22 protein-coding genes are annotated in these 25,615 nt (G+C 68.1%); 15 read left to right on the forward strand and 7 right to left on the reverse strand.

All coding sequences use genetic code 11. From position 1 onward, the window contains the following. The first annotated feature begins 79 nt into the window (after positions 1 to 79). Both AC5JDC_RS01905 and ppx read left to right on the forward strand, forming a co-directional pair. Positions 80 to 2,302, forward strand: a complete 2,223-nt coding sequence (locus tag AC5JDC_RS01905; RefSeq protein WP_495838623.1) for an RNA degradosome polyphosphate kinase — start codon at positions 80 to 82, stop codon at positions 2,300 to 2,302. After that, positions 2,302 to 3,816 carry an exopolyphosphatase gene (gene ppx, locus AC5JDC_RS01910; RefSeq protein ID WP_495838625.1) on the forward strand — a complete coding sequence of 505 codons (1,515 nt, stop codon included), beginning with the start codon at positions 2,302 to 2,304 and terminating at the stop codon, positions 3,814 to 3,816. Before AC5JDC_RS01905 ends, ppx begins: the two co-directional genes overlap by 1 nt. 42 nt (positions 3,817 to 3,858) lie before the next feature. Here the strand turns inward: ppx and AC5JDC_RS01915 are convergent, their stop codons facing one another. From AC5JDC_RS01915 to add, 7 genes are all read right to left on the reverse strand, one after another. Then, positions 3,859 to 4,098, reverse strand: a complete 240-nt coding sequence (locus tag AC5JDC_RS01915) for a hypothetical protein (protein ID WP_133170082.1) — start codon at positions 4,096 to 4,098, stop codon at positions 3,859 to 3,861. A 190-nt stretch (positions 4,099 to 4,288) separates the two neighbouring features. Then, complete coding sequence (locus AC5JDC_RS01920) at positions 4,289 to 4,690, reverse strand: DoxX family protein (RefSeq protein ID WP_495838628.1); 402 nt, start codon at positions 4,688 to 4,690, stop codon at positions 4,289 to 4,291. Between the two features lie 110 nt (positions 4,691 to 4,800). Continuing rightward, complete coding sequence (locus AC5JDC_RS01925; protein WP_495838630.1) at positions 4,801 to 5,736, reverse strand: ABC transporter permease; 936 nt, start codon at positions 5,734 to 5,736, stop codon at positions 4,801 to 4,803. A 7-nt stretch (positions 5,737 to 5,743) separates the two neighbouring features. Then, a complete protein-coding gene (locus AC5JDC_RS01930; protein WP_495838632.1) occupies positions 5,744 to 6,796 on the reverse strand; it encodes an ABC transporter permease in 1,053 nt (350 codons plus the stop codon). A 2-nt stretch (positions 6,797 to 6,798) separates the two neighbouring features. Then, positions 6,799 to 8,391 (reverse strand): ABC transporter ATP-binding protein, encoded by a 1,593-nt coding sequence (locus AC5JDC_RS01935; protein WP_495838634.1) that lies wholly within the window; start codon positions 8,389 to 8,391, stop codon positions 6,799 to 6,801. A gap of 23 nt (positions 8,392 to 8,414) precedes the next feature. Continuing rightward, positions 8,415 to 9,530: a BMP family ABC transporter substrate-binding protein gene (locus AC5JDC_RS01940; RefSeq protein WP_495838636.1), complete on the reverse strand. Its 1,116-nt coding sequence runs from the start codon at positions 9,528 to 9,530 to the stop codon at positions 8,415 to 8,417. 26 nt (positions 9,531 to 9,556) lie between these two features. Further along, on the reverse strand, positions 9,557 to 10,597 hold the full coding sequence (gene add, locus AC5JDC_RS01945) for an adenosine deaminase (RefSeq protein WP_495838638.1): 1,041 nt from the start codon (positions 10,595 to 10,597) through the stop codon (positions 9,557 to 9,559). A gap of 258 nt (positions 10,598 to 10,855) precedes the next feature. Between add and AC5JDC_RS01950 the strand changes: the two genes are divergently transcribed. The 13 genes from AC5JDC_RS01950 to AC5JDC_RS02010 all read left to right on the forward strand — a co-directional run bounded on the left by AC5JDC_RS01950 (position 10,856) and on the right by AC5JDC_RS02010 (position 25,558). After that, complete coding sequence (locus AC5JDC_RS01950; RefSeq protein WP_495838640.1) at positions 10,856 to 11,131, forward strand: hypothetical protein; 276 nt, start codon at positions 10,856 to 10,858, stop codon at positions 11,129 to 11,131. 2 nt (positions 11,132 to 11,133) lie between these two features. After that, complete coding sequence (locus AC5JDC_RS01955) at positions 11,134 to 11,847, forward strand: Rieske 2Fe-2S domain-containing protein (protein ID WP_495838642.1); 714 nt, start codon at positions 11,134 to 11,136, stop codon at positions 11,845 to 11,847. Continuing rightward, the gene (locus AC5JDC_RS01960; RefSeq protein WP_495838644.1) at positions 11,847 to 12,479 is read left to right on the forward strand and encodes a glutathione S-transferase family protein; all 633 of its coding nucleotides are present in this window, start codon (positions 11,847 to 11,849) and stop codon (positions 12,477 to 12,479) included. Before AC5JDC_RS01955 ends, AC5JDC_RS01960 begins: the two co-directional genes overlap by 1 nt. A 64-nt stretch (positions 12,480 to 12,543) precedes the next feature. Continuing rightward, positions 12,544 to 14,346: an adenine deaminase C-terminal domain-containing protein gene (locus tag AC5JDC_RS01965; RefSeq protein WP_495838646.1), complete on the forward strand. Its 1,803-nt coding sequence runs from the start codon at positions 12,544 to 12,546 to the stop codon at positions 14,344 to 14,346. Positions 14,347 to 14,349: 3 nt separating this feature from the next. Then, positions 14,350 to 15,270: a LysR family transcriptional regulator gene (locus AC5JDC_RS01970; protein ID WP_495838648.1), complete on the forward strand. Its 921-nt coding sequence runs from the start codon at positions 14,350 to 14,352 to the stop codon at positions 15,268 to 15,270. A 110-nt stretch (positions 15,271 to 15,380) separates the two neighbouring features. Continuing rightward, complete coding sequence (locus AC5JDC_RS01975; RefSeq protein WP_106772090.1) at positions 15,381 to 15,881, forward strand: thiamine pyrophosphate-binding protein; 501 nt, start codon at positions 15,381 to 15,383, stop codon at positions 15,879 to 15,881. Further along, on the forward strand, positions 15,878 to 16,486 hold the full coding sequence (locus AC5JDC_RS01980; protein WP_495838651.1) for a thiamine pyrophosphate-dependent enzyme: 609 nt from the start codon (positions 15,878 to 15,880) through the stop codon (positions 16,484 to 16,486). The genes AC5JDC_RS01975 and AC5JDC_RS01980 overlap by 4 nt, the downstream gene beginning before the upstream one ends. Positions 16,487 to 16,509: 23 nt before the next feature. Continuing rightward, a complete protein-coding gene (locus AC5JDC_RS01985; RefSeq protein ID WP_495838653.1) occupies positions 16,510 to 18,117 on the forward strand; it encodes a GMC family oxidoreductase in 1,608 nt (535 codons plus the stop codon). Continuing rightward, the gene (locus tag AC5JDC_RS01990; RefSeq protein ID WP_495838655.1) at positions 18,114 to 19,511 is read left to right on the forward strand and encodes an amidohydrolase family protein; all 1,398 of its coding nucleotides are present in this window, start codon (positions 18,114 to 18,116) and stop codon (positions 19,509 to 19,511) included. The genes AC5JDC_RS01985 and AC5JDC_RS01990 overlap by 4 nt, the downstream gene beginning before the upstream one ends. Continuing rightward, positions 19,508 to 20,374, forward strand: coding sequence for an aromatic ring-hydroxylating oxygenase subunit alpha (locus tag AC5JDC_RS01995; protein ID WP_495838657.1), 867 nt, complete (start codon positions 19,508 to 19,510; stop codon positions 20,372 to 20,374). Before AC5JDC_RS01990 ends, AC5JDC_RS01995 begins: the two co-directional genes overlap by 4 nt. After that, positions 20,371 to 23,520, forward strand: coding sequence for a molybdopterin cofactor-binding domain-containing protein (locus AC5JDC_RS02000; RefSeq protein WP_495838659.1), 3,150 nt, complete (start codon positions 20,371 to 20,373; stop codon positions 23,518 to 23,520). The genes AC5JDC_RS01995 and AC5JDC_RS02000 overlap by 4 nt, the downstream gene beginning before the upstream one ends. Further along, positions 23,520 to 24,053: a (2Fe-2S)-binding protein gene (locus AC5JDC_RS02005; protein ID WP_495838661.1), complete on the forward strand. Its 534-nt coding sequence runs from the start codon at positions 23,520 to 23,522 to the stop codon at positions 24,051 to 24,053. Before AC5JDC_RS02000 ends, AC5JDC_RS02005 begins: the two co-directional genes overlap by 1 nt. Next, positions 24,053 to 25,558 carry an aldehyde dehydrogenase family protein gene (locus tag AC5JDC_RS02010; RefSeq protein ID WP_495838663.1) on the forward strand — a complete coding sequence of 502 codons (1,506 nt, stop codon included), beginning with the start codon at positions 24,053 to 24,055 and terminating at the stop codon, positions 25,556 to 25,558. Before AC5JDC_RS02005 ends, AC5JDC_RS02010 begins: the two co-directional genes overlap by 1 nt. The last annotated feature ends 57 nt before the right edge of the window (positions 25,559 to 25,615 follow it).

The raw sequence follows: 25,615 nt of genomic DNA on the forward strand, positions 1-25,615 counted from the left end.
GAAATCAAACTGTCACATTCGCCTGTCAGGAGGTAGGCTTGCCGCGTTAGGTGCGGGCGATAGCCGGGGTTTTGCCGCCATGAACGAACTGAGACCATTGCAGACCGAGTTCGCGACCGCCGAGGTGCCGGCGGGCGACGCGGCCGCGGGCAATCCCGACCGTTTCGTCAACCGCGAGTTCTCGTGGCTGCAGTTCAACCGCCGGGTGCTGGAGGAATCGCAGAACGATCATCATCCGCTGCTGGAGCGCGTGCGCTTCCTGTCGATCTCCGCCGCCAATCTCGACGAGTTCTTCATGGTGCGCGTCGCCGGCCTCGCCGGCCAGGTGCGCGAGGGCATCACGCTGCGCAGCCCCGACGGGCGCACGCCCGAGCAGCAGCTCGAGCAGTTGCTGCTCGAGGTCAGCCGCCTGCAGGAGGACCAGCAGACCAGCCTCGCCGCGCTGATGGTGCTGCTGAAGGCCGAGGGAATAGAGACCCTGACGGCCGAGGCGCTGACCAGGGAGGAGCAGGCCTGGCTGGAGGACCATTTCCAGGAGCAGATTTTTCCGGTGATGACGCCGCTGTCGATCGACCCCGCGCATCCGTTCCCGTTCATTCCCAATCTCGGCTTCTCGATCGCTCTCCAGCTGAGGCATCTGAAGGATCGCGAGGAGATGAACGCCCTGCTGAGGCTGCCGGTGGCGCTGAAGCGCTACATCCGGCTGCCGGACGGCAAGTCGGCCAACGGCAAGTCCAAGGTGCGCTTCATCCCGCTCGAGGAGGCGGTCGGCATCTTCATCGGCCGGCTGTTTCCGGGCTACGAGCTGCAAGGCTCCGGCACCTTCCGCCTCATCCGCGACAGCGACATCGAGGTCGAGGAGGAATCGGAGGATCTGGTGCGGCTGTTCGAGACGGCGCTGAAGCGGCGCCGGCGCGGCTCGGTCATCCGCATCGAGTTCGACGGCCGGATGCCGGCGGAACTGCGCGATTTCGTCGCCGGCGAACTCGGCGTGTCGTCGAGCCGCATCAGCGTCATCGACGGTCCGCTGGCGCTCGGCCAGATCTCCGAGATCGTCGCCGTCGCCCGCGACGACCTGAAGTTCGTGCCGTACAATCCGCGCTTTCCCGAGCGCATCCGCGAGCATCGCGGCGATTGTTTCGCGGCGATCCGCGAGAAGGACATCGTCGTCCACCATCCCTACGAGTCCTTCGACGTGGTGGTGCAGTTTCTGCGCCAGGCCGCCGTCGATCCGGACGTCGTCGCGATCAAGCAGACGCTCTACCGCACCTCCAACGACAGCCCGATCGTGCGCGCGCTGGTGGATGCCGCCGAGGCCGGCAAGTCGGTCACCGCGCTGGTCGAGCTCAAGGCGCGCTTCGACGAGGAAGCCAACATCCGCTGGGCGCGCGACCTGGAGCGCGCCGGCGTGCAGGTGGTGTTCGGCTTCCTCGAGCTGAAGACCCATGCCAAGATGTCGCTGGTGGTGCGCCGCGAGGACGGCCGGCTGCGCAACTACGTGCATCTCGGCACCGGCAACTACCATCCGATCACCGCGCGCATCTACACCGACCTGTCGTTCTTCACGACCGACCCGCGCATCGCCCGCGACGTCGCCCACATCTTCAACTACATCACCGGCTATGCCGAGCCTGCCGAGGAGATGGCGATCGCCATGTCGCCGCTGACGCTGCGCAGCCGCATTCTCAAGCACATAGCCGACGAGATCGAGCACGCCCGCGGCGGGCGCCCGGCGCGCATCTGGATGAAGATGAATTCGCTCGTCGATCCGACGGTCATCGACGCGCTCTACGAGGCGAGTCGCAACGGCGTCGAGATCGACCTCGTGGTGCGCGGCATCTGCTGCCTCAGGCCGCAGGTGCCGGGCCTGTCCGACAACATCCGGGTGAAGTCGATCGTCGGCCGTTTCCTCGAACACAGCCGCATCTTCTGCTTCGGCAACGGCCACGGCCTGCCGGACGACGAGGCCATCCTCTATATCAGCTCGGCCGACATGATGCCGCGCAATCTCGACCGCCGCGTCGAGACCCTGGTGCCCATCACCAATCCCACTGTGCATGAACAGGTGCTGGGCCAGATCATGCTCGGCAACATCATGGACAACCAGCAGAGCTTTGAAGTATTGCCTGACGGCACCTCGCGGCGGATCGCGCCGGACGAGGGCGAGGAACCGTTCAACGCCCAGGAATATTTCATGACCAATCCCAGCCTGTCCGGGCGCGGCGTTGCGCTCAAGAGCCACGCTCCCAAGCAGATCGCTCCGTTCCGTCGTCGCAAGAAGGCGGCTGCGACCGCCACCTGATGCAGTCGCAATCGCAGGGTCGGCTGCAGGATCGCAGTCCGGTCTCCATCATCGACATCGGGTCGAACTCGATTCGCCTCGTCATCTATGAGGGGATCGCCCGGTCGCCCACGGTGCTCTTCAACGAGAAGATGCTGGCCGGTCTCGGTCGCGGCATCGTCTCCACCGGCAAGCTCGATCCCGAGGGCGTCACCCGCGCCGTCGATGAGTTCCGCCGCTTCCGCGCCTTGTCGGAACAGGCAGGGGCGGGTGAGCCCTATGTGATCGCCACGGCGGCGGCGCGCGAGGCCGTCAACGGCCCGGATTTCATCCACCGGGCCGAGGAGATCCTCGGAACCGGCATCCGTGTGCTCAGCGGCCGCGAGGAGGCTCATTATTCGGCTCTAGGCGTGGTCTCCGGCTTCCATCCGGCCCAGGGAATCGCCGGCGATCTCGGCGGCGGCAGCCTGGAACTGGTCGATGTCGACGGCGATCGGATCGGCGACGGCATCACCCTGCCGCTCGGCGGCCTCAGGCTGCAGGACATGGCGAAGAATTCGCTTGCCGCCGCCGCGAAGATCGCCCGCGACGAGCTTGCCAGGGCGAAGCTGCTCAAGGCGGGGGAGGGACGCGCCTTCTATGCGGTCGGCGGCACCTGGCGAAATCTGGCGCGGCTGCACATGAACGCCACCAGCTATCCGCTGGCGGTGATGCACCACTACGAGATGGGCATCGAAAGCTCTCTTTCCTTCCTGCGCCAGGTCGCCAGGGGCGAGGTCGAGAAGATCAAGGGCATCGAGGGCGTCTCGAAGAACCGGCGGGCGCTGCTGCCTTATGGCGCGGCGGTGCTGCTGGAGATCATCGCGGCGATGAAGCCATCGAAGATCGTTGTCTCGGCGCTCGGCGTGCGCGAGGGTTTTCTCTATTCGCTGCTGTCGGCGCAGGAGCAGCGCGCCGACCCGCTCATCTCGGCTTCGGAGGAACTTGCGCTGCTCAGGGCCCGCTCGGTCACGCATGCGCGCGAACTGGCGGAATGGACGGGCTACTCCTTCGCCGCCTTCGGCCTCGACGAGACCGAGGAGGAGACGCGCTACCGGCGGGCGGCGTGCCTGCTGGCCGACATCGGCTGGCGCGCCCATCCCGAATACCGCGGCACCCAGTCGCTCAACATCATCGCGCACGCCTCCTTCATCGGCGTCGACCATCCCGGCCGCGCTTTCCTGGCGCTGACCAATTATTTCCGCCACGAGGGCGTCTTCCAGGATTCCGGAGTCGCCGAGATCGCAAAACTGGCGACGCCGCGCTACCTTGAGCGCGCGCGCCTGCTGGGCGCGATGATGCGTGTGGTTTACCTGCTTTCGGCATCGATGCCGGGCGTCATCCCCCGGCTCAGATGGGAAGCCCGCGCGAACGGCGCCCTGGCCCTGGTGGTGCCGAGGGATCTGGCGGGCCTTGCCGGCGAACGCCCCGCCGGACGGCTCGGCCACCTTGCCCGCGTGACCGGCCGCAAGCTGGAGCTTGCGATCGGGGAGTAGCGGGGCGTCTTGCGGTGGAATGGCGGCCGGGCTGTCGCCCGCCTATGAGGGGCGTTGTGTCCGAGGGCGGGCGGATACCGTCGCGTTGGCTTCGATGATCGCGTCCAGGCCCTCCTCGAGTTGCAGGGGATCGATCGCGCCCTGCCGGAAAAGCTGCATGACCAGGTACGCGATGTGGTCGCGCGCCGGACCGTCTGCAACCCGGTGCTCGCGGCAGTAATCGTCGACGGCTTTCGTCAGGATGCGCAACTCGGCGGAATTCGCCATCCCATTGGCGGTCATGCCATGCCTCCCCACAGTCGGCGAAAGCATGATCTGCTCTTTCAAGCGCCCCGTATGCCACTGGAGACCGGGGCGACGGTCCATTCTATGTAGTTTGCCAAATCGGCACCATGAAAAAGCGACGCAGGCGAGGAAAGTAGCTGCCATTTCCCGGCCGGGCGACTTGAATGTCGTTTGTCTCGGCGCGGGGCTAAGGCCGCGCCGCGTCGATCGAGAACCGCCCGGGGCCGGCCAATGCGAGGGCCAGGAAGCCGCCGGCGAGGCCGATATCCTTGAGCAGCGCCTGCATGTGCATGAAGCCCAGCGCCGGATCGTCGCCGCCTTGGCCGGCATGACCGAGCGCTCCGGCAATGAGGCAGAACGCGGCGAGCAACACTGCCGCGATGCGGGTCTGCAACCCCGCCACCACGCACAGGCCGGCGATCAGCTCGAACAGCCCCGCCGCCCAGGCGAGCGCCAGCGGCGCCGGCAGGCCGAGCCCCGCGAAATAGCCGGCGGTTGCCGGGATGTCCGTGAGCTTCATGATGCCGTTGGGCAGGAATACGCAGGCGAGCAGGAAGCGGGCGATCAGGGCTGCGGCATCGACAGGCATGGCACGGCTCCGGCAGGGAGCGGGATTGTGCGCCATTGCGCGGCGGCTGTCACAGCGAATTTCGATGCCCTTGCCGGGATACCCGCGCGCTTAGTGCATCTTTTCGCCGCTCACCGCACGTCGCGATAATAGGGCGCGCCAAGAGCGGCAGGCGCCGCCATCAGCCGCCTGACCTTGTGCCAGGCGAGCACCGGCACGATGATCAGCGCGATGGTGCCGAGATAGGGCAGCATCGACAGGAAGGGCGCGGCGATCGGCCAGTTGCGCGCTTGGCCGACGAAGCCGAGCGAGGTGATCAGGCCGAACAGCAGGGCCGCGAGCACCGCGTTGAGCGGGCGATATCCGGCGAAGATGACCAGCGATACGGCGATCCAGCCCCGGCCTGCCACCACGCCCTCCGACCAGGACGGCACGAAGGCGAGCGTCAGGTAGGCGCCGGAACCGGCGGCCAGCGCGGCCCCGGCCGACACGTACCAGAACCTGATCTTCTGCACCGGGATGCCGGCGGCATCGGCGGCTGCCGGATTCTCGCCGACCGCCCTGAGATCCAGCCCGTGGCGGGTGCGGAACATCAGATGATGCAGCGCGAACGGCAGGACGATGTAGATCAGGTAGACGAGGATGTTCTGGGTGAACAACGCTCGCCCGACCAGTGGTATGTCGCTGAGAATGGGGATGGCGATGGGCGCGAAGGTCGCCGGCGCCGGCATGCCGGAATAGGCCTTGCCGATGGTGGCTGCCAGCCCGGTGCCGATGAGCGTGAGCGCCAGGCCGCACAGCACCTGGTTGGCGCGGACATGGACCGTCGCCGTCGCGAAGATCATGCCGAAGAGGAGCCCGACGAGCAGCGCCAGCAGGAAGCCGAGCGTCGGGCTCGGCACCGCGACCACCGTGGCGATGCCGGTGATCGCCCCCAGCGCCATCAGCCCCTCGACGCCGAGATTGACGACGCCGACGCGCTCGGCCAGCACCTCGCCGAGCGCGGCGAGCGCCAGCACGCCGCCGGCGAGGATGGAGGTTTGCAGAAGGCCCGCGATCAGATCCATGGTCTTCTCAAGCTCCCGCGGGTCTTGTCCGGATGATCCGGTAATGGGCGAACTCGTCGCCGATGGCGGTGAAGAACAGGATCAGGCCGGTGATCGCCAGGACGGTCGACACGGTGATGCCCTGCGTCTGCAGGATGATCCCCGAATTGAGGATCACCGCCATCAGCGCCGCCCCCGCGAGCACGCCGAGCGCCGAGCCGCGGGCCAGGACCGCGACCATGATGCCGAGATAGCCGAAATTGTTGGAGATGCCGCCCTGCAGCCGGTGCACCGTGCCGGTAACCTCAAACATTCCGGCCACGCCGGCGATGGCGCCCGACAGCAGCATCACCACGATCAGGCGGCGGCGGAAGGGCATGCCGGCATAGTGCGCGGCCTGCGGATTGGACCCGGCGATGCGGACCTCGTAGCCCCAGCGGGTGAAGTTGAGGACGGCGGCAACGAGAACGGTGAGCAGGATGGCGAGCGGAAAGCCCCAATGCACGATGCCCCAGAATTCCGGAATGTCGTGCGACAGCCGCGCCGTCGTCGCCAGTGCATGGCCGCTGGGGTCGAGCCACGGACCGGTGGAGACGTAGTAGACCATCAGCGTGGCGACAAAATTGAGCAGCAGCGTCGTGATCAGTTCGCTGACATCGGCGTAGGCGCGCGCCAGCGTCGGGACAAGGATCCAGACCAGCCCGCCCAGGGCGCCGGCGAGGAACATCAGCGGCAGCATGACCACGCTCGGGCCGGGCACGAACAGCGCAACGGCGGTGGCGGCGAAGGCGCCGGCATAGAATTGCCCCTCGGCGCCGATGTTCCAGGCACCGATCTTGAGCGCGACCGCCACCGACAGGCCGGTGAGGATCAGCGGCGTGACGAGCAGCCCGACATCCTCCAGGCCGAAGCTCGACCCGAAGGTCGAGCCGATCACCTGCGACGCCAGCCTTATGGGATCGGCGCCGCTCGCGGCAAGCACCAGCCCGGCCGTCAGCAGCGCGAGCACGATTGCGGCGGCGCGTGCGCCGAGCGCGGCTGCGGGCGTGGCGGAAGGAATGCGCTGGATGCGAAGTGTCATGATCAGAATCCCGCGGGCTGCGGCGCCTGCGCCTTGCGCTGGCCGCCCATCATCAGCCCGATCTCCTCGATGTCGGCCGTCGCCGTATCGACGACGCCCATGATCGCGCCGTGGAAGAGCACTGCGATGCGGTCGGAGAGGTTGAGCAGTTCCTCGAGCTCTTCCGAGATGACCAGGACGGCGACGCCGGCGTCGCGCAGCTCCACCAGGTAGCGCATCATCGTGTTGATGGCGCCGACATCGAGGCCGCGGCTCGGATAGGCGGCGATCAGCACCTTCGAGGCGATGCGCATCTCCCGGCGGGCGACCAGGCGCTGCTGGTTGCCGCCGGAGAGATTGCGCACCGGCATGCCGAAGTCCGGCACCGCGACGGACGCCGCCTCGGCGATCGAGTGGGCCAGCGCGGTCGCCTCGCGCGGCCGGTAGAGCAGGCCGGCGGAGACGGGCGCCTTGCCGTATTCGCGGATCACGGCGTTGTCGGTGACCGACAGGGCCGGCGCCAGGCCGCTGTGCAGCCGGTCCTCCGGAATGTGACCGACGCCGACGGCGGCGAAGGTGGCGGCATCGGCGGCCGAAAAATCGCGTCCGTCGACGAGAATCTGTCCGGCAATCGCAGGCCGCATGCCGGTGAGCACCTGACTGAGCTCCTTCTGGCCGTTGCCGGCCACCCCGGCGATGCCAAAAATCTCGCCGGCATGGATGTCGAGGCTCACCCGGTCGAGCGCGGCGTGGCCGAGATCGTCACGCGCCGAGACCCCACGCAGGCTCATCACCGGCTCGGCCGAGATTTTCGCGGCGCCGGGGGCGCGGGCGCGCAGGTCGCTGAGCACGATCTCGCGGCCGACCATCAGCCGCGCCAGCATGGTCTCGGTGCAGTCCGCCGTCCGCTCGGTTGTCACCTTGCGCCCGCCGCGCAGCACGGTCACCCGGTCCGATATCTCCAGCACTTCGTCGAGCTTGTGGCTGATGAAGATCACGGCGTTGCCGCGCGCCACGAACTGCTTCAGCGCCCTGAACAGCTCGCGCGCCTCGGCCGGCGTCAGCACCGCGGTCGGCTCGTCGAGGATGAGCACGCGGGCGTTGCGGGCGAGCACCCGTAAAATCTCGACGCGCTGCTGCTCGCCTGTCGACAGGTCGCTGACGCGCGCGCCCGGCCGCACCGCGAGGTTCAACGAAGCGGCGAGTTCCCCGGTGCGCGCCTCGAGCGCGGCGCTGCTGATCCGCTTCGGCGTCTGCGACCAGCCGAGATGAATGTTCTCGGCGACGGTGAAGGCCTTCACCAGCTTGAAGTGCTGGTGGACCATGCCGACGCCGGCGGCGATCGCATCGACCGGCGAGGCGAAATGTTTCGCATAGCCGTCGACGATGATCTCGCCGGCATCGGGCTGATAGATGCCGATGAGGATGTTCATCAGCGTCGACTTGCCGGCACCGTTCTCGCCGAGAAGGGCATGGATCTCCCCCGGCATAACGTCGAGGTCGACGTCCTGGTTGGCCACGACTCCGGGGAAATATTTGGCGATGCCTTTCAGCAGCACCAGCGGCGGCGTGCCTGGGGCAAGCTGCGCGGGGGCGCTGTCGGGCATCGCATCCATGGGCATAGACCTGCGCGAAGCGATCAGAGACCGCTCACGCCCTCGATCGACCAATCCCAGTTGTAGAGCTCTTCCTCGGTCATGGTCTGACCGGCGGCGACGCGCACCGCGCCCTTGGCATCCTTGATCTCGCCGGCGAACGGGCTCCAGCCGCCAAGAATCTTGTCGCGCGCGGCGTCGGCCTGCTTGCGCACCTCCTCCGGCACGCTCTCGCCCCAGGCGTCGCGGTCGACGCCGCCGGTCATCGGCAGGATGTTGCCGCTCGGCACCCACTTGCCCTCCAGCCGCTGGCGCACCTGGTTCACGTAGAACTCCTTGAAGTCGACGATGATGGAGCTGACATAGGCCTTCGGCCCGTAGCGGCGGATGTCGGTGTTCCACATCACCGCCTTGGCGCCGCGCTGCTCAGCGACCTGCAGGTAGCCGGCCTCGTCCATGATGCCGAACAGCAGGTCCGCGCCATTGTCGAGCAGCGCCGTGCCGGCCTGGGTGGCGGCCTGCGGATCGAACCAGGAGTTGATGACGATGGTCTGCAGCGTCGCGTTCGGGTTGACCGAGCGCGCGCCCATCAGGAAGGCGTTGGTGCCGGAATAGACCGACGGCACCGGGAAGGAGGCGACGTAGCCGAGCTTGCCGCTCTTGCTCATCAGGCCGGCGGCGACACCCGTCACGTAGGACGGATACCAGTGGGCGACGTAGTAGGTGCCGAGATTGTCGAGCGGGCTGCGGCCGTCGCATTCGAAGAAGGCGACGTCGGGCGAGCGCTTGGCGACGTCATAGAGGAAGTCGCCGTAGTTGGAGGTGGCGAACACCATGTTGGCGCCCTCCGAGATGAACTGGCGGAAGGTGCGGGTGGCGTCGGCCGAATAGGGAATGCTCTCGACGAACAGCGTCTTCAGCTTGGGGAAGGCCGCCTGCACGGCCTTCATGCCCTGGTCGTGGCTCCAGGTCCAGCCCTCGTCGGTGACCGGGCCGGTGTGGCCGAAGGCGATGACGGCATCCTCCTCGGCGACGGCCGCGAGCGGGGTCTGCGCACGCGCCGGCGTGACCAGGCCGGATTTCGGCAGGAGCAGCGAGGCGCCGGCGGCGGCGCCCATGTTGAGGAAACCTCGGCGGGAGAGATTGCGCAGATCGATCATGCTTCGGTCCTTTGTTCGGTGTCGGTTCAGCTCGGGAGAGGAAGTTCGGTGTCGATGAGGCGGTCGATTTCGGCCGACCAGTCGGCAATCCATGCCTGCTTGACGCCGTCATCGAGCCAAGCGGCCTGGAGGCCGGCGAGCGCGATCGTCTTGAGAGCCTGGGGGGAAAGGCCGAAGTTTTCCGCAACCAGCGCATACTCCCGATCGAGCGTCGTGCCGAACATCGCAGGGTCGTCGGTGTGGATGGTGACGTTGAGCCCGGCCTCGATCATCCGGCGGATCGCATGGTCGGACGCGGCGAGGTTGCGCCAGACGGTGGTCGTCAGCGTGGTGGTCGGGCAGCAGGTGAAGACGATGTTGCGTTCCCGGCAATGCTCGACCAGGGCCGGATCGTCGACGACGTGGTAGCCGTGGTCGACGCGGCCGAGGCCGAGCACGTCGACGCTGTCGCGGACATAGTCCGCCGGGCCGTCCTCGCCGGCATGGTTGGTGACGTTCAGGCCGGCAGCCCGTGCCCGCTCGACGATACCAGCGAACATCGGCGGCGGGTTAGGGCGCTCGTCATAGTCGAAGCCGATGCCGATCACCTCGGCCGGCCGCTCGGCCAGCACCATGTCCAGGAAGCGCTCGCCGCCTTCGACGCCACGCGGCTTGGCATGCGCCGGTATCAGCTTCGCCACGAGGCCGTAGCGCTCCTTCGCGCGGCGAAAACCGTCGAGGATGCCGCTCAGCATGGTCGAGTAGGCCACGCCATGGGCGAGATGCGCGTGCGGGCTGAAGAACATCTCGACATAGCGCGCGCCGCCGAGGGCACAGCGCTCCAGCGTCTCGGAGGTGACGCGCGAGAAATCGTCCGCGGTCCTGATCGAGGCGCAGACGAGATCGTAGACCTTCAGGAAGTCCTGTAGATTGCCGTAGCTGTAGAGTTCCGCAACCGGCTTGCCGGCCGGCAGGGCGACCCCGTTGCGGGCAGCCAGTTCGGCAAAGGTCGAGGCTGAAACCGCACCTTCAAGATGCAGGTGCAGCTCCGCCTTCGGCATGCGCTGTACGAAACTCGCCAAAGACATGATGCTACCCCGTATTGCCGGAAGGAAGCGCCGGGCCAGCCGGCGCGCCATCCCCCGTCCCCTGTGTGTCCGGCCGCCGGCATGTTCGATATTCATGCTCTTTCAAGGCCATCTTGTCCTTCTGTACGCAACACATGTCAGGGAATTTGGGCTTGCACAAGCCTAAAAATGATGCCTAATTAGACAAAGAAATCAAGTTGCACATAGTTTGGGCAAAGGGCTGGAATTGTAGGCAGTGATGCGTCGGGAATGGCAACCGTGGCCGCAGTGACTGAAACGACACGGCTTTCTTTCGTCGGACGGCTGGCGCAGCCCGGCTTCGCCGCCTTCGTTCGCCAGCGCGCCGCCAGGCTCGAGCTGGAGCTCGCGATCCACGGCGCCGGCAGCGGCCGCTTCACCGTCGACGTGTCCGGCCAGCCGGACCTGATCGACGCGTTCGAGATGGCGTGCAGCCTCGGCCCGCTCGACAGCCTCGTGCTCGACTGCGAGCGGACCGCAACTCACCGAACGTCCGGAGGAGACCAGGAGCGATGACCATGACCGGCGGTTGGCATCCGGTGGCGCTATCGACCTCGATCGAGCCCGCGAGTTCGGCCGGCACCCATATCGGCGGAGGCGAGTTCGTGGTGTGGCGCGACGGCAGCGGAGCCGCCCATGTGTGGGAGGACCGCTGCCCGCATCGCGGCATGAAGCTCAGCTTCGGTTTCGTGCGCGGCGACCATATCGCCTGCCTCTACCACGGCTGGCAGTACGACGCGGCCGGCCGCTGCCGTTACATCCCCGCCCATCCCGACCTGGAGGTGCCGAAGACGATCACCGTGCCGGCCTACCGGACGGTCGAGGCGGCCGGCATGATCTGGGCGAGCAGGGATCCGGAGCCGGCAACGGCCCCGGCCGATCCGGGCGAGGTCGTGCCGGTGCGCAGCCTCTATCTGGCCGGCTCCGCCGAGACGGTGCTGCAGGCGGTCGAAAGCTTTCCTCCCCGACCTTTCGCAGGCGGTGCGAGCCCAGCCCGGCTCGGCGGCCTTGGCGCCAATCTCTACCGTCTGGAGGCGGGCACGGACACGCTGCTGCTCGGCCTGCAACGGCTTTCCGACGAGCGCACCGCCCTGCACATCGTGATCGCCGGCCCGGCCGAAACCTATTCGGGGGAAGGCCAGAAACATTTTCTCGCCTGGACGGCGGCGCTGCGGCACCGCCTCGAATCGGCGCCGGCAGCCGACGCCGTCCTGTCGACGGAGGCCGTGTGATGGCGGGGATTGTCCTCCACAACTACGAGCTGGACGAATGCTGCTACAAGGTCCGGCTGGCGCTCTCCATGCTGGGTCTCGAATGGCAGACGGTCGCGGTCGACGCCTTTCCCGGCAACGAGCAGGCCTCGCCGCGTTATCTGACGATGAACCCGCTCGGCAGCCTGCCGATCCTCAAGGACGGCGGCCTCGTCCTCCACGGCGCCGAAGCCATCCTTGCGCACCTGGCTCGCAGCCGCGATCCATCCGGCCGCTGGCTGCCGGCCGACGGCGCCGATTTTGCCGGCGTGATGCAGTGGCTGGTGTTTTCCGCCGCCTCCCTCTCGGTGACGGTCCGCGCGCGCAGCAACGCGCTGTTCGACACCCCTGGCGACGAGCAGACGCTGCGGACATTCGCGGCGAGGATGCTGCGCATCATGGACGACCACATGACCGCCCGCGGCTTCAATGGCCGGGACTGGTTCGCTGCCGGCCACGCGACTATCGCCGACATCGCGGTGTTTCCGGCCTTCGCACTTAGCCGCGACTACGGCGTCGACCACGACGAATATCCGGCGCTGCGCCGCTGGGCTCGACGCTTCCGCGCCGTGCCGGGCTTTATGACGATGCCCGGCATTCCGGACTATCATTGACACGGAATCGATCGCTGCGAGCGCCCCTCGCGAACGCTCGCCCCATCGGAACAAAGGAACTGGCATGAGCCCGCTGACCCGCTTCTCCGTCCAACCGCTGTCGGCCATGACGCGAAGACTGGCCGACGTCGCCTCGGAACGATCCGGTCCCGATCAGGTCATCGCCGGCGCGCGGGTGCTGTCGACCTATTCGGAGCGCATCCTCGACGGCCGGGAAATCTGGCTGTCGGGCGGCCGCATTGCCGCGGTGAAGCCGGCAGACAGCTATAAGGGCGGCGGCGCCAAGATCTACGACGCCAAAGGCGGCCTCGTCGCGCCGGGCCTCGTCGACCCGCACATCCACATCGAATCCTCGATGGTGACGGCCTGCGCCTATGCCGAGGCGGCTCTCCTCAACGGCACCACGACCATCTTCTGCGACAGCCACGAGATCGGCAATGTGATGGACGTCGCCGGCGTCGAGGCGATGCTCGAGGACGCACGCCAGGCGCCCCTGTCGATCTTCCTCACCGTGCCCAGCACGGTTCCGGCGACCTCGCCCCTGCTGGAAACGGCCGGCGGCGACCTGACGGCCGACAAGATCGGCGCGCTGTTCGACAAATGGCCGGAAGCCGTCGCGCTCGGCGAGAAGATGGACTTCGTCCAGGTCGCCATGGGCGACGAGCGCAGCCACGCCATCCTGGCGGCGGCGCTCCGGCGCGGCCGGCCGGTCTCCGGCCATGTCTACGGGCGCGAGTTCGTCGCCGCATACGCGGCCTCCGGCGTCACCGACACGCATGAGGCGATCGACCGCGAGATCGCCGACGACATGCTGGAGGCCGGCATCTGGCTGTTCCTGCGCGGCGGCCCGCCGACCACGCCGTGGCACAGCCTGCCGCAGGCGATCAGGACCATCACCGAGCTCGGCGCCTCGCACAAGCGCATCGCGGTCTGCACCGACGACCGCGACGCCGACGACCTCTTGCTGTTCGGCCTCGACTGGGTGGTGCGCGAGGCGATGAAGGCCGGCATGACGCCAGAGCAGGCCTGGGCGATGGGCTCGCTGCACGGCGCCACCCGCTTCGGCATGGACGGCGAGATCGGCGGGCTGGGCGGCGGCCGGCGCGCCGACCTGGTGCTGCTCGACGATGCCTTCAAGCCGGTCAGCACCTGGTATGGCGGCGAGCTCGTCGTGGAGAACCGCAGAATCACGCCGCTGCTCGACCAGGCCTTGTCCTCCCGCTACCACTATCCGGAGGTGGCCTATCACACCGTGAAGCTGCCGAAGCAGATCCGGCTCACCCCAGATCTCCCCACCGCGACGGTGGTGGCGCATGCCATCCGCACGGAGCTGCCCGGCATCACGCTCGGCCACGAGACGATTACGCTGGAGCCGGCCAACGACTGGCGGAGCCATTTCGACAGGCACGGCCTATGCTTCGTCACGGTGGTGGAGCGGCACGGCAAGTCGGCCGGCAACGTGGCGCACGGCCTGCTCAGCAATTTCACGCTGAAGCGCGGCGCCGTCGCCTCCTCCGTCGGCCACGACAGCCACAACATCATCATCGCCGGCGTCGACGAGAGCGACATGCAGGTGGCGCTGCGCGCCATCGAGGAGACGCAGGGCGGCGTCTGCGTGGTGGTGGACGGCAAGGTGACGGCGATGGTCGAGCTGCCGATCGCCGGGCTGCTGTCCGACAAGCGCGTGACCGAAGTCGCCGAAGAGGTGAAGGCGCTGAAGCGGGAATGGGAAGCCGCCGGCTGCTCCATCCCCTATATGGGCTTCAACCTCATCCCGCTCTCGGTCATCCCGGAGATCCGCATCACCGACAAGGGCCTGGTGCTGGTGCCGGAAATGGAGATCGTGCCGCTGTTCGAGGCGGCCTGAGCGATGGACCTCTACCGGCTCGGCCTGGTCTCCCCGCGCATCCACTATTTCCAGCTGGTCGCGCGGCTAGGCTCGATCCGCCAGACGGCACAGGTGCTCAACGTCGCCCCGTCCTCGATCAGCCGGGTAATCAAGGGCCTCGAGGATGAGATCGGCACGCCGCTGTTCGAGCGCGTTCGGCAGCGGCTGAAGCTGACCAGCGCCGGCGAGCTGCTGCTCTACCATGCCCGTCACAGCACCACCGAGCTGGCGCGCGCCTGGTCGGAGATCAACGATCTGCGCGGCTTGAACCGCGGCGCCGTTTCGGTCACCGTGGTCGAGAGTGTGGCACGCGGCCTGATGCCGGCGGCACTCGCCGAATTCTGGTCGCGCCACCCGCTGATCACCGTCGACGTGCGCGTCGCCGCCTCGCAGCAGGCTTGCGACGCGGTCGCCGAGGGCGATTGCGACCTGGCGCTCGCCTTCGACGTCAGGGTGCCGCGCAGCGTCCGCCGGATCGCTGCCGCGCCGCTGCCGCTGGGGGTGGTCGCCCATCCCGGAAGCCGCTTCGCCGGCCGCAAGGAGTTGAAGCTCTTCGACCTCTCCGGCGAGCAGGTGATCCTGTCCGACGGCAGCCTCGCGCTCGGCCTTTCCGTGGAGGAGGCGATCAGCCGCTCGATCATCGACCTGACGCGGCGCTCGCGCACCAATTCGATCGGGCTGATGATCGAGCTGGCGAGGATGAAGCTCGGTACCGTGCTGCAGACGCGCATCGGCGTCGAGCCGGAGATCGCCGACGGCACGCTGATCTTCGTGCCGCTGCGCGACACGAAGATACCGCCGCGCCGGCTGATGCTGCTGACCCGGCCGGAGCGCGAGATGTCGGACGCGGCCTCGGCATTCGCCGCCCAGCTCGCCCGTACGGTCGAGGGGCTGGCACGGTAGGGGATCGCCGCCGTCCAAGTTGTTGCGTTTGACGCATCACAATCGCGCTGACATTTGTCCTATCCGGAACAGCCTGCTTCTGCGAATCTCAGCCGCATGGAGAGACATCGATGAAGCAGAGCGCAGTCGACGCCGTCATTCGCGGGCTGAAGAAGGCGGGCGTCAGCATCGTCTGCTACCTGCCGGATTCGCTGTTCAAGGAGCTTTATCCCGCGCTCGACGCCGATCCCGACATCCGCACGATCCGCGTCACCAACGAGGGCGAAGGCGCGGCGATCTGCGGCGGCGTGTTCCTGTCGGGCAAGCGGGCGGCGCTGGTGATGGAGAATTCCGGCCTGCGCGCCTCCGTCGAGCCGCTGGCGCGCATGGGGCTCGGCGCCGGCATACCCGTGGTGATGCTGATGAGCTATCGCGGCGAGCTCGGCGAGAACAACTGGTGGGCCATTCCGCACGGCATCACCATGGAGCCGGTGCTCGACGCGCTGCGCATCCCTTACCGCGTCGTGCGCGAGGAAGCCGGCATCGAGCAGGCGATCGCCGATGCCTATTCTTGGTCCTACGCCTCCTACTATCACTCGGCGGTGGCGCTCGGCGGAGAGGTGGTGCGATGAAGCGCTTCGATTGCATGAAGGCGCTGGCCGCCCGGCTGAAGGACGAGCTGGTCATCCTGTCGCTCGGCGGCAGCGTCGACGAATGGTACAACGCCGCCCCGCACATGCGCGAGGCCAGCCTGTTCCAGCAGCAGCTCGGCTGCGTGACGCCGCAGGCGCTGGGTCTGGCGGCCGGCCTGCCGCATCGCCGCATCGTCTCGCTCGACACCGACGGCGGCCTGCTGTTCAACCTCGGCATACTCGCCACGCTCGGTAACGAGCAGCCGAAGAACCTGTTCGTCGTCGTCTGGGACAACGAGTGCTACCAGTCGATCGGCGGGCCGCCCACCCACACCGCCTTCGGCCGGGTGGACCTTGCGGCGATCGCCCGCGGCGCCGGTATCCGCCACGCCCACACGGCCACCACCGTCGAGCAGTTCGACGGCCTGTGCGCCGAAGGGCTGGCGAGCGACGGGCCGTTCGTCGTGGTCGCCAAGGTCTCGGGCACCGTGCAGCCCGACATCAAGCGCAAGCACAGTGACGGCCGTGAGGACAAGTACATCTTCGTGCGCCATGTCGAGGCCACCGAGAGCATCGTCATCATGGGCCCGAGCGAGCACAACTGACCGGAGTGCTCGCGTTGCCGTCCATGCCGCCCCCGCCACTCCTTCCGTCGAGACCGCTGAAGCCCGGCTACGACTACATCGTCGTCGGCTCCGGCTCGGGCGGCGCGGCGGTGACGAGGCGCCTCGTCGATGCCGGCGCAGACGTGCTGCTCATCGAAGCCGGGCCGGCGGGGATCGGCGTCGCCGACATCGACGATCCGGCCCGCTGGACGGCGCTGATCCGCAGCGGCTTCGACTGGGGCTACGACTACGCGCCTTCCCCTCTGGTGGACGGCCGCACGATCGGCATTCCGCGCGGCCGCGTGCTCGGCGGCTCGTCGACCACCAACGCGATGCTGTGGTATCGCGGCCATCCGGCCGACTATGACGCCTGGGAGGCAGCCGGCGCTATCGGCTGGAGCTTTGCCGACGTGCTGCCCTATTTCCGGCGCTGCGAGGACTGGCAGGGCGGAGAAAATGCCTGGCGCGGCGCCGGTGGACCGCTGCGCATCGAGCGCGATCCCGATCCGCATCCGGTGACGCTCGCCCTTGTGGAAGGCGCGCGCGAGCTTGGCGTGCCGGCGGTCGATGACGCCAATGGGGCCGACAACGAAGGCGCCGGTCTTGCCGACTTCAACCTCTCCGGCGGCAGCCGCTTCAGCTCGGCGCGCGGCTATCTCTGGCCGGTCTTCGAGCGCGAAAACCTGACCGTCGCCGTGAACTCACCGGCGGTCGAACTCGGCTTCGATGGCCGGCGCTGCATCGGGGTGAAACACTTGCACGAGGGTACGCTCGTCGAGGCCCGCGCGGCGGAAGGCGTCTTGTTGGCGCTCGGTGCGATCGGCACGCCGCGCCTGCTGATGCTGTCGGGCATCGGCGACCCCGCCGATCTCGGCAGCCTCGGCATCGCCACCCGGCACGCCTTGCCGGGCGTGGGCCGGAACCTGCAGGACCATCCGCTCGTCCAGGCGATCAACTTCCGCGCCAAAAGGCCGCTCGGCCCGGTGCGCGGCAATGGCGGCGGCACCATGGTCAACTGGAAAACGCAGGCGGGCCTGGCGCAGGCCAACGCCCACGCCTTTCCGGTGCAGGGAGCGAGCGCCACGGCGGAAGTGGCGGCCGCGCACGACCTTTCCGGCGACGTCTTCGCCATCGGCACCGGGCTGATGCGCTCGCGCAGCCGCGGCCATCTGCGCCTGCTCGGCGCCGAACCCGACGCGCAGATGGAGATCCAGCCCAATTTCCTCGCCGAGCCCGAGGACGTCGCCGACCTGATCGACGCAGTGGACTTTGTCATGGCGCTCGCCGGCACCGCCGCCTTTCGCGACTGGTTCGCCGGCCACGCCGCGCCGGCGCGCCGCCTCGACCGGCGGGAGACGGTGGCCTTCATCCGCTCCGCCTGCTCGACCTTCTTCCACGCCTGCGGCACCTGCCGGATGGGCGAGGACGAACTGGCCGTTGTCGACAGCCGGCTGGCGCTGCGCGGCATCGACGGGCTGCACGTCGCCGACGCCTCGGTCATTCCCGTCATTCCGACCTGCAACACCCATGCGCCGGCGACCATGATCGGCGAGCGCGCCGCCGACTTCCTGCTCGAACCGGCGCGCAACTTGCATGTCGGACGCCGGACAAGGACGGAGGAACTGCCATGAGTGCCGAGAGCATGATCCTGGCGGGCGATCATTTACTCACCATGGATGCCCGGAACCGCGTGCTCGCCGGCGGCGCGGTCCTGATCGAGCACGGCCGCATCGCTGGGGTCGGCAGGCTCGCAGATCTCGCGCAGACGCATCCCTCGGTGCCGGTCAAGAAAATCGTCAACAGCGTGCTGATGCCGGGCCTGGTCAACGCGCATGCCCATTCCGGTTTTTTGCGCGGTACCGCCGAGCACCTGCCGGTGTGGGACTGGCTGACGCTGCACATCAACCCGATGCACCGGATGCTGCAGGCGCACGAGGCGGAGGCCGCGTCGTGGCTCTGCTATGCCGAGTCCGTGCTCGGCGGCACCACCACTGTGGTCGACATGTGGCGCTTCATGGACGGCAGCGCCAAGGCGGCCGAAGCGATCGGCAACCGCCTCGTCGCCGTGCCTTACGTCGGTGCACATCCCGACTACGGCTATTTCGACACGCTCGACATGAACGAGGCGATGATCGAGACGTGGCACGGCAAGGCCGGCGGGCGCGTCAACGTCTGGGTCGGCCTGGAGCACCTGTTCTACGCCGACGAGGCCGGGCAGCGGCGCGCCGTCGACATGGCGAAAAAGCACCGCACCGGCTTCCACACCCATTGCAGCGAAGCCGAGATCGAACTGGCGGAATTCGACAGGCGCTACGGCAAGCGGCCGATGTTCGTCCTCGACGATCTCGGCTTCTTCGACACGCCGCGCGCCATGATCGCCCACGGGGTGTGGCTCGACTCGGCCGAGATCGAGCTGATCGCCCGGCGGCGCGTGTCGGTCGCCCACAATCCCGTCTCCAACATGAAGCTCGCCAGCGGCATCGCGCGGATCGGCGAGATGCTGGCGGCCGGCGTGCCGGTCGGCATCGGCACCGACGGCGAGAAGGAGAACAATAATTTCGACATGTTCGAGGAGATGAAGGTCGCCTCGCTGCTCGGCAAGCTGAAGGACCTCGACGCCGCCGCCATGGACAGCTGGCAGGTGCTGCGCATGGCAACGATCACCGGCGCGCGGGCGATCGGCCTCGATCACGAGATCGGCTCGATCGAGCCAGGCAAGCGCGCCGACATCATCGCCGTCAGGACCGACACGCCGCGCATGACGCCGGTCTTCGGCGAAGGGCCGTACTTCAACCTCCAGCACAACCTCGTGCATGCGGTGCGCGGCGGCGACGTCGCCATGACCATGATCGACGGCAGGATCGTCGTCGACGACGGCGTTCTGAAGACCGCGGACGTGAACGAGATCATCGCCGAAATCCACATGGTCGCGCCCGGCCTGTTTGCCCGCCGCGCCGCCTGGCTGGCCGAGCATCAAGGCGGCACCCGGCAGTGGACGCAGGAAGCCGAGGGAGGCGATCGATGAAAACGACGGATCGGGCGGCGCTGGACGAGTGGTATGCGGTTGAAACCGGTGCGAAACTGGGAAAGACGCCCGTAAAAACACGGCTTCTGGGTCAGGATATCGAGCTTTTCCGGGACAAATCGGGGATGCCTGTCGCCCGCGAGATCCTCGATCACGGCGCCAGGGGGCCATCTCTGCCAGTGCAGGAGCGCTACGGCTGCCTCTGGACGACGCTCGGCCGGCCGAACAAGGGCCTGTTCGACATCGCCGAAGCCGCCGAGCCGGATCGCCGTTTCGTCCCGTGCGGCTGGGTGAAGATGCGCGCATCCGGGTTGCGGGTGGTCGAGAATTTTCTCGACATGGCGCATTTTCCGTTTGTCCACACCGACATCCTGGGTTCCGAGCCGCACACCGAGGTGCCGTCCTACGTCAGCGAGATCCGCCGCGACGTCGACGAGGTGTGGGCCACCAACTGCACCTTCTTCCAGCCGCGCATCGCCGCCACCGAAAGCGCCGGCGATTTCGTCCATCTCACCTACCGGGTGCCCAGTCCCTTCGTCGTCATGCTCTACCGGGTCTGCCCGACCGCTCCCCGCCGGCTGGACGCGATCGCCCTGTTCATCCAGCCGATCGAGGAGGATCTGTGCCGCGCCCAGCCGGTCATGTATCTCGTCGACGGCACCTCGACCGACACGGCGCTGCTCAATTTCGAGCAGGTCATCTTCCTGCAGGACAGGATCATCGTCGAGAACCAGCGGCCGCTGCGCCTGCCGCTCGAGCCGCGCACGGAGATCCCCACCAGGGCCGACAGCTCGTCCATCGCTTATCGCCGCTGGCTGAAGGAAAAGGGCATACGCTTCGGCACGACGGCGGGAGCCGCATGACCTGCGCCGGCATGCAGGTCGTCCGCCCGGTTACGGCTGCCGAGGCCTTGGCCTGCCTCACGACGGGCAGCGCCCGGCTGGTCGCAGGCGGCACGGCCCTGCAGCTCGACTGGGCGAAGGGCCTGCCGAGGCCGGACCGGCTGATCGACCTCGGCCGCGTCGCCGGGCTGCGCGGGATCGAGCGGTCCGCCGGCGGCATTCGCATCGGCGCGCTGACCTCGCTCGGCGCGCTGGAGCGTGACCGGGCGATCAGCGAGGCACTGCCGCTACTCGCGGCAGCAGTGCGCGTAACCGCCGGCCCGGCGGTGCGCAACCTGGCCACCATCGGCGGCAACGTCGCCGGCCGCACCGGCTGCCTGCTGTCGGCCCTGCTGGCGCTGGACGCGGACCTGGAGATCGCCACCCAAGCCGGGCGCGGCAGGAAACCGCTGTCGCAATGGCTGGCCGAGACCCGTGACCAGCCCGCAATCGTCGAAGCCGTCATCGTGCCTCTCGGCCAGGACACGGCGCGCTGGACGCACCGCAAGGTCGGCTTGCGCGCCGCCTTCACCCCGAGCGTCGTCGGCGTCGCCGGAATGATCGAGACAGCGGACGGCGTCGTGACCGCGGCGCGCCTCGCGGTCGGCGGCGGCGTAGCGCCCACGCGCCTCCACGAGGCAGAGGCGCTGCTTGCGGGCGAGGCGCTCGACGATGTCGACTGGGAGGCGCTGCATGGTGTGATCGAGCAAACCGTCGACGCACCGGACGATGCCTTCCGTTCAGGCCGCTACCGCCGCAAGGTGGCCGCCAACGCTTTGGTGCACGGGCTGGGCGGCAGGCTGCCGGGGCGTGTTCCGCATCGGCCGCGGCCAGTCCCGCGGCCCTGCGAGCCGCCGCTTGGCGAACTCGTCCTGGCGCGGGCGGACGCCGGCGCGCGCTGGCATGTGCGCCCAGACGGACCGGCAAAAATCGCCGGCCGGCTCGAATACCTCACCGACCGCCGCGCGCCGGGCATGCTGGTCGGCCGCATCCTGCGCGCCGGCATCCCGCATGCCCGCATCCTCGGCATCGATACCCGCGCTGCCGAGGCGCTGCCCGGCGTCGCCGCCGTCGTCACCCACCGCGACGTGCCGGGCAGCAACGCCTTCGGCATCGTCGTGCAGGACCAGCCGGCGCTGTGCTCCGACAAGGTCCGCTATCTGGGAGATGCCGTCGCTGCGGTGGCGGCAGTCGACGCCGAGACCGCTGAGCGCGCGCTCGCGCTGATCAAGGTCGACTACGCGCCGCTGCCAGTCGTCGCCGATCCCGAACAGGCGCTGGCCGCCGGCGCTGAATCCGTTCATGAGACGGGCAATCTCCGGCGGTCCCTGAAATTCGTTCGCGGCGACGTCGCGCAAGGTTTTGTGCGGGCGGCGCATGTCGTCGAGGCCCGCTACGAGATGCCGCGCCAGATGCACGGCTTCATGGAGACCGAGGGCGGCTATGCCTTTGTCGACGCCGACGGCACGCTCAAGGTCTACGCCGGCGGGCAGCATGGCCGCCGCGACCGCCTGCAGCTTTCGCGCATCCTCGGCATGGCCGAGGAGAAGATCAGGGTCGTCACCAGCCCGACCGGCGGCGCCTTCGGCGGCAAGGACGAGCTCACCGTCCAGCCGGCGCTGGCGCTGCTCGCCCTGAAGACCAGCCGTCCCGTGCGGCTTCAGCTCGATCGCGCCGAATCCGTCATTGCCGGGACCAAGCGCAATCCGATGACCATCCGAATGCGCACTGCCTGCGACGCCGACGGCCGGCTCGGCGCGCAGCAGGTGGACGTGATCGCCGATGCCGGCGCCTATGCCTCGCTGGGCCCCGGCGTGCTCGAAACCGCGCTGGAGCATGCCTGCGGACCGTATGTCGTCGCCAACGTGCAGACGACCGGCCGGCTCGCCTACACCAACAACGGCGCCTGCGGGGCGTTCCGGGGTTTTGGTGCCAACCAGATGGCCTATGCGGTCGAATGCCAGATGGACCGGCTGGCCGATGCCTGCGGCCTCGATCCGATCGAGATTCGCAGGCGCAACCTGCGCCAGCCGGGAATGCCGGGCTATCTCGGCCAGACGGTGGCGCCGACCGAGCGGCTGCGCGAGATGCTGGACGCGGCCGCGGCCGATCCGATCTGGCTGAAGCCGCGCGGTCTCTCGGGCGACAGTACCGAGATCATCGGTGTCGGCATGGCCATGAACCACCAGGGCACCGGGCTCGGCACGATACCGCCCGATCCGGCCGGCGGCGCCCTGAGGCTGGCGCCGGACGGCGCGATCGAGGCGCTGCTCGGTCTCGACGAGATGGGACAGGGCCTGCTGACCTCCATCCAGTCGGCGGTGGCGGCCGCGCTCGGCTGCGGGCGTGACGACGTCCGGCCGCTGACGGGCGACACGGCGAAGGCGCCCGAATCCGGATCGACCACCGCCGCTCGCGGCGCCCATGTAGTGTGGCGGGTCGCCGAGACGACGGCGCCTGTCCTTGCCGGGAAGATGCTTTCCGCTGCCGGCGCTATGCTCGGCCGCGATCGGCAGGGTGTGGCGATCGGGCCGGGCGGGATCGTGGAGCGGCATTCGAACAGTGGCGAGTTGCTGCTGACCTTCGCCGAGCTCGCTAGGGCACTGCCGCCGGACCAGCTGCCTTCGGCCGCCACGAGTTTCGAATTCCCCAAGAGCGACTATTTCGAGGGCAATGCGCGGCTGATCTTCGCCTTCGGCGCGACGCTGGCGCGCGTCGCGGTGAACCGCATCACCGGCCTGGTCAGGGTGCTCGACCTCCACCAGCATACGGCGGCAGGGCCGGTGATCGACGTCGCCGCCTATCTCGGCCAGATCGAGGGCGGAGGCGTCCAGGGCCTCGGCTTCACGCTGACCGAGGATGCGGCGATGCGCGACGGCCGGTATCTCACCGGCAATTTCGATACCTACATGCTGCCTGGCATCGCCGACACGCCCGAATCCATGGCGACTTTCGCGCTCGAAGACCTCGATCCCGCCGATCCGTTCGGCCCCCGCGGCGTCGGCGAGCTCGGCATCGGCGCGGTGGCGCCGGCGATCGCCAATGCGGTGGCCGACGCCATCGGCCTCTGGCCCGAGCGCCTGCCTTTCGATCCCGAACGGATACTCGACGCCGTGGAGAGGCCTTGATGGCGGCGCCGATCGCCTTTCGCCTGAACGGCGTGGACCGTCGGACAGAGGTGCCGCCGGATACGCGACTGATCGATTTTCTGCGCGACAGGCTCGAACTGACCGCGGCCAAGAAGGCCTGCGGCATCGGCCGCTGCGGCGCCTGCGCGGTGCTGATCGACGGGAGGGCGGTGAACGCTTGCCTCGTCATGGCGTGGCAGATGGACGGCGCCGACATCGTCACGCCGGAAGGCCTTGAAACCTTGCCCCACGCGAAAACCGTCCGGCAGGCGCTCGCCGAGGAGAATGCCTTCCAGTGCGGCTACTGCGCCTCCGGCTTCGTTGTCGTACTCACCGCCTACCTGCGCGACCACCCGGGCGCCCAGGAGCAAGACATCCGCGCCGCGCTGGAAGGCAACATCTGCCGCTGCACGGGCTATCGCTCGATCCTGCGGGGAGCGATGGCCGCGGCCAGGATGCTTGCCGAACCTGACCGGGACGTGCCGTCCGATGGGTCACAATCCGATGCCTCTCAGACCGTCGAAGCGAGCTAATGACCATCGTCATCCGTAACAGCGAGCCCGCCCACCCCGGCGTAAAATCCTTCCTCGCCACGCCGGCCAAGCGGCATCTCATTGCCGGCCGATGGTGCGACGCTTCCGAAGGCGACACCTTCGACAGTTTCGATCCCGCGAGCGGCCGGCATCTCGCCCGGCTGGCGCGCGGCACGACGGAGGACTGCGACCGGGCGGTGGCGGCTGCGCGGTATGCCTTCGAGGATAAGGCCTGGCGCGACATGACGCCATCCGCGCGCGGCAAGCTGCTGTGGCGGGTCGCCGAGCTGATCGATGCGCACGCCGATGAACTTTCCGAGCTTGAGACGCTGGACCAGGGGAAATCGCTGCGCACCGCCCGCTTCGGCGAGGTACCGGCGGCGGCGGAGCAGTTCCGCTATTTCGCGGGCTTCGCCACAAAAATCCTCGGCACGACCATCCCGACCTCGATCGCCCACCAGCCTGCCAGCCGAAAGATCTTCGCCTATACGACACGTGAGCCGATCGGCGTTGTCGCGGCGATCACGCCCTGGAACTCGCCGCTGCTGATGGCCGCCATGAAGCTCGCGCCGGCGCTCGCCGCCGGCTGCACGGTGGTGCTGAAGCCGGCGGAAGAGACTTCGCTCACCGCTCTGCGGCTAGGCGAGCTGATGATCGAGGCCGGCCTGCCGGACGGTGTCGTCAACATCGTCACCGGCTTCGGCGAGACAGTCGGGGCGGCCCTCGCGGCGCATCCCGACGTCGACAAGGTCGCTTTCACCGGCTCGACCGAGGTGGGCAAGCTGATCGTGGCGGCGGCACGGGGCAATCTGAAGAAGCTGACGCTGGAGCTCGGCGGCAAGTCGCCGGCCATCGTCATGCCCGATGCGGAGATGGAGCTTGCCATCGAAGGCGTGGCGCGCGGCATCTTCGCCAATGCCGGCCAGGTGTGTGTCGCCGGGTCGCGTGTCTACGCCCATCGCTCGATTGCCGACCGGCTGATCGAGGGCTTGGCCCGCGAAGCCGCGAAGCTGAAGCTCGGCCACGGGCTCGATCCCGAGACCGCACTCGGTCCGCTGGTCAATGCCGTCCAGGCGCAGAGGGTCGCGTCCTATGTCGAGGAGGGCAGGGCGGCGGGCGCCGACATCGTGGCCGGCGGTACGCGGTCGGGCACCTTCTTCGAGCCGACGGTGGTGACCGGCGTCAGCCAGGACATGCGCATGATGCGCGAGGAGATTTTTGGCCCGGTCGTCGCCGTCTCGCCCTTCGCTGAGGTCGATGAAGCTGTCTCCTGGGCCAACGATTCGCCTTACGGGCTTGCAGCCAGCGTGTGGACGCGCGACCTTTCGGCGGCGCACCGCCTCGCCGCCCGCATCCGCTCGGGCACGGTCTGGATCAACTGCCATTCCTATTTCTCACCCGAGCTGCCCAAGGGCGGCCACAAGCAGTCGGGCTGGGGATACGAGAACGGCGCGCCCGGGCTTGAGAACTATCTGGAGAGCAAGACCGTTTGCGCGCTGATCTAGACTGGACGCGCGTCGACAGTGGCGGGTGAAGACGAAAAAGGCCCGGACGAAGCCGGG

The sequence above is a fragment of the Kumtagia sp. genome, assembly GCF_059502445.1.

Bases quoted from the DNA above. Each gene is read 5' to 3' on its own strand.
- AC5JDC_RS01905 (WP_495838623.1), top strand. From the start codon at position 80: ATGAACGAACTGAGACCATTGCAGACCGAGTTCGCGACCGCCGAGGTG.
- ppx (WP_495838625.1), top strand. From the start codon at position 2,302: ATGCAGTCGCAATCGCAGGGTCGGCTGCAGGATCGCAGTCCGGTCTCC.
- AC5JDC_RS01915 (WP_133170082.1), bottom strand. From the start codon at position 4,098: ATGACCGCCAATGGGATGGCGAATTCCGCCGAGTTGCGCATCCTGACG.
- AC5JDC_RS01920 (WP_495838628.1), bottom strand. From the start codon at position 4,690: ATGCCTGTCGATGCCGCAGCCCTGATCGCCCGCTTCCTGCTCGCCTGC.
- AC5JDC_RS01925 (WP_495838630.1), bottom strand. From the start codon at position 5,736: ATGGATCTGATCGCGGGCCTTCTGCAAACCTCCATCCTCGCCGGCGGC.
- AC5JDC_RS01930 (WP_495838632.1), bottom strand. From the start codon at position 6,796: ATGACACTTCGCATCCAGCGCATTCCTTCCGCCACGCCCGCAGCCGCG.
- AC5JDC_RS01935 (WP_495838634.1), bottom strand. From the start codon at position 8,391: ATGGATGCGATGCCCGACAGCGCCCCCGCGCAGCTTGCCCCAGGCACG.
- AC5JDC_RS01940 (WP_495838636.1), bottom strand. From the start codon at position 9,530: ATGATCGATCTGCGCAATCTCTCCCGCCGAGGTTTCCTCAACATGGGC.
- add (WP_495838638.1), bottom strand. From the start codon at position 10,597: ATGTCTTTGGCGAGTTTCGTACAGCGCATGCCGAAGGCGGAGCTGCAC.
- AC5JDC_RS01955 (WP_495838642.1), top strand. From the start codon at position 11,134: ATGACCGGCGGTTGGCATCCGGTGGCGCTATCGACCTCGATCGAGCCC.
- AC5JDC_RS01960 (WP_495838644.1), top strand. From the start codon at position 11,847: ATGGCGGGGATTGTCCTCCACAACTACGAGCTGGACGAATGCTGCTAC.
- AC5JDC_RS01965 (WP_495838646.1), top strand. From the start codon at position 12,544: ATGAGCCCGCTGACCCGCTTCTCCGTCCAACCGCTGTCGGCCATGACG.
- AC5JDC_RS01970 (WP_495838648.1), top strand. From the start codon at position 14,350: ATGGACCTCTACCGGCTCGGCCTGGTCTCCCCGCGCATCCACTATTTC.
- AC5JDC_RS01975 (WP_106772090.1), top strand. From the start codon at position 15,381: ATGAAGCAGAGCGCAGTCGACGCCGTCATTCGCGGGCTGAAGAAGGCG.
- AC5JDC_RS01980 (WP_495838651.1), top strand. From the start codon at position 15,878: ATGAAGCGCTTCGATTGCATGAAGGCGCTGGCCGCCCGGCTGAAGGAC.
- AC5JDC_RS01985 (WP_495838653.1), top strand. From the start codon at position 16,510: ATGCCGCCCCCGCCACTCCTTCCGTCGAGACCGCTGAAGCCCGGCTAC.
- AC5JDC_RS01990 (WP_495838655.1), top strand. From the start codon at position 18,114: ATGAGTGCCGAGAGCATGATCCTGGCGGGCGATCATTTACTCACCATG.
- AC5JDC_RS01995 (WP_495838657.1), top strand. From the start codon at position 19,508: ATGAAAACGACGGATCGGGCGGCGCTGGACGAGTGGTATGCGGTTGAA.
- AC5JDC_RS02000 (WP_495838659.1), top strand. From the start codon at position 20,371: ATGACCTGCGCCGGCATGCAGGTCGTCCGCCCGGTTACGGCTGCCGAG.
- AC5JDC_RS02005 (WP_495838661.1), top strand. From the start codon at position 23,520: ATGGCGGCGCCGATCGCCTTTCGCCTGAACGGCGTGGACCGTCGGACA.
- AC5JDC_RS02010 (WP_495838663.1), top strand. From the start codon at position 24,053: ATGACCATCGTCATCCGTAACAGCGAGCCCGCCCACCCCGGCGTAAAA.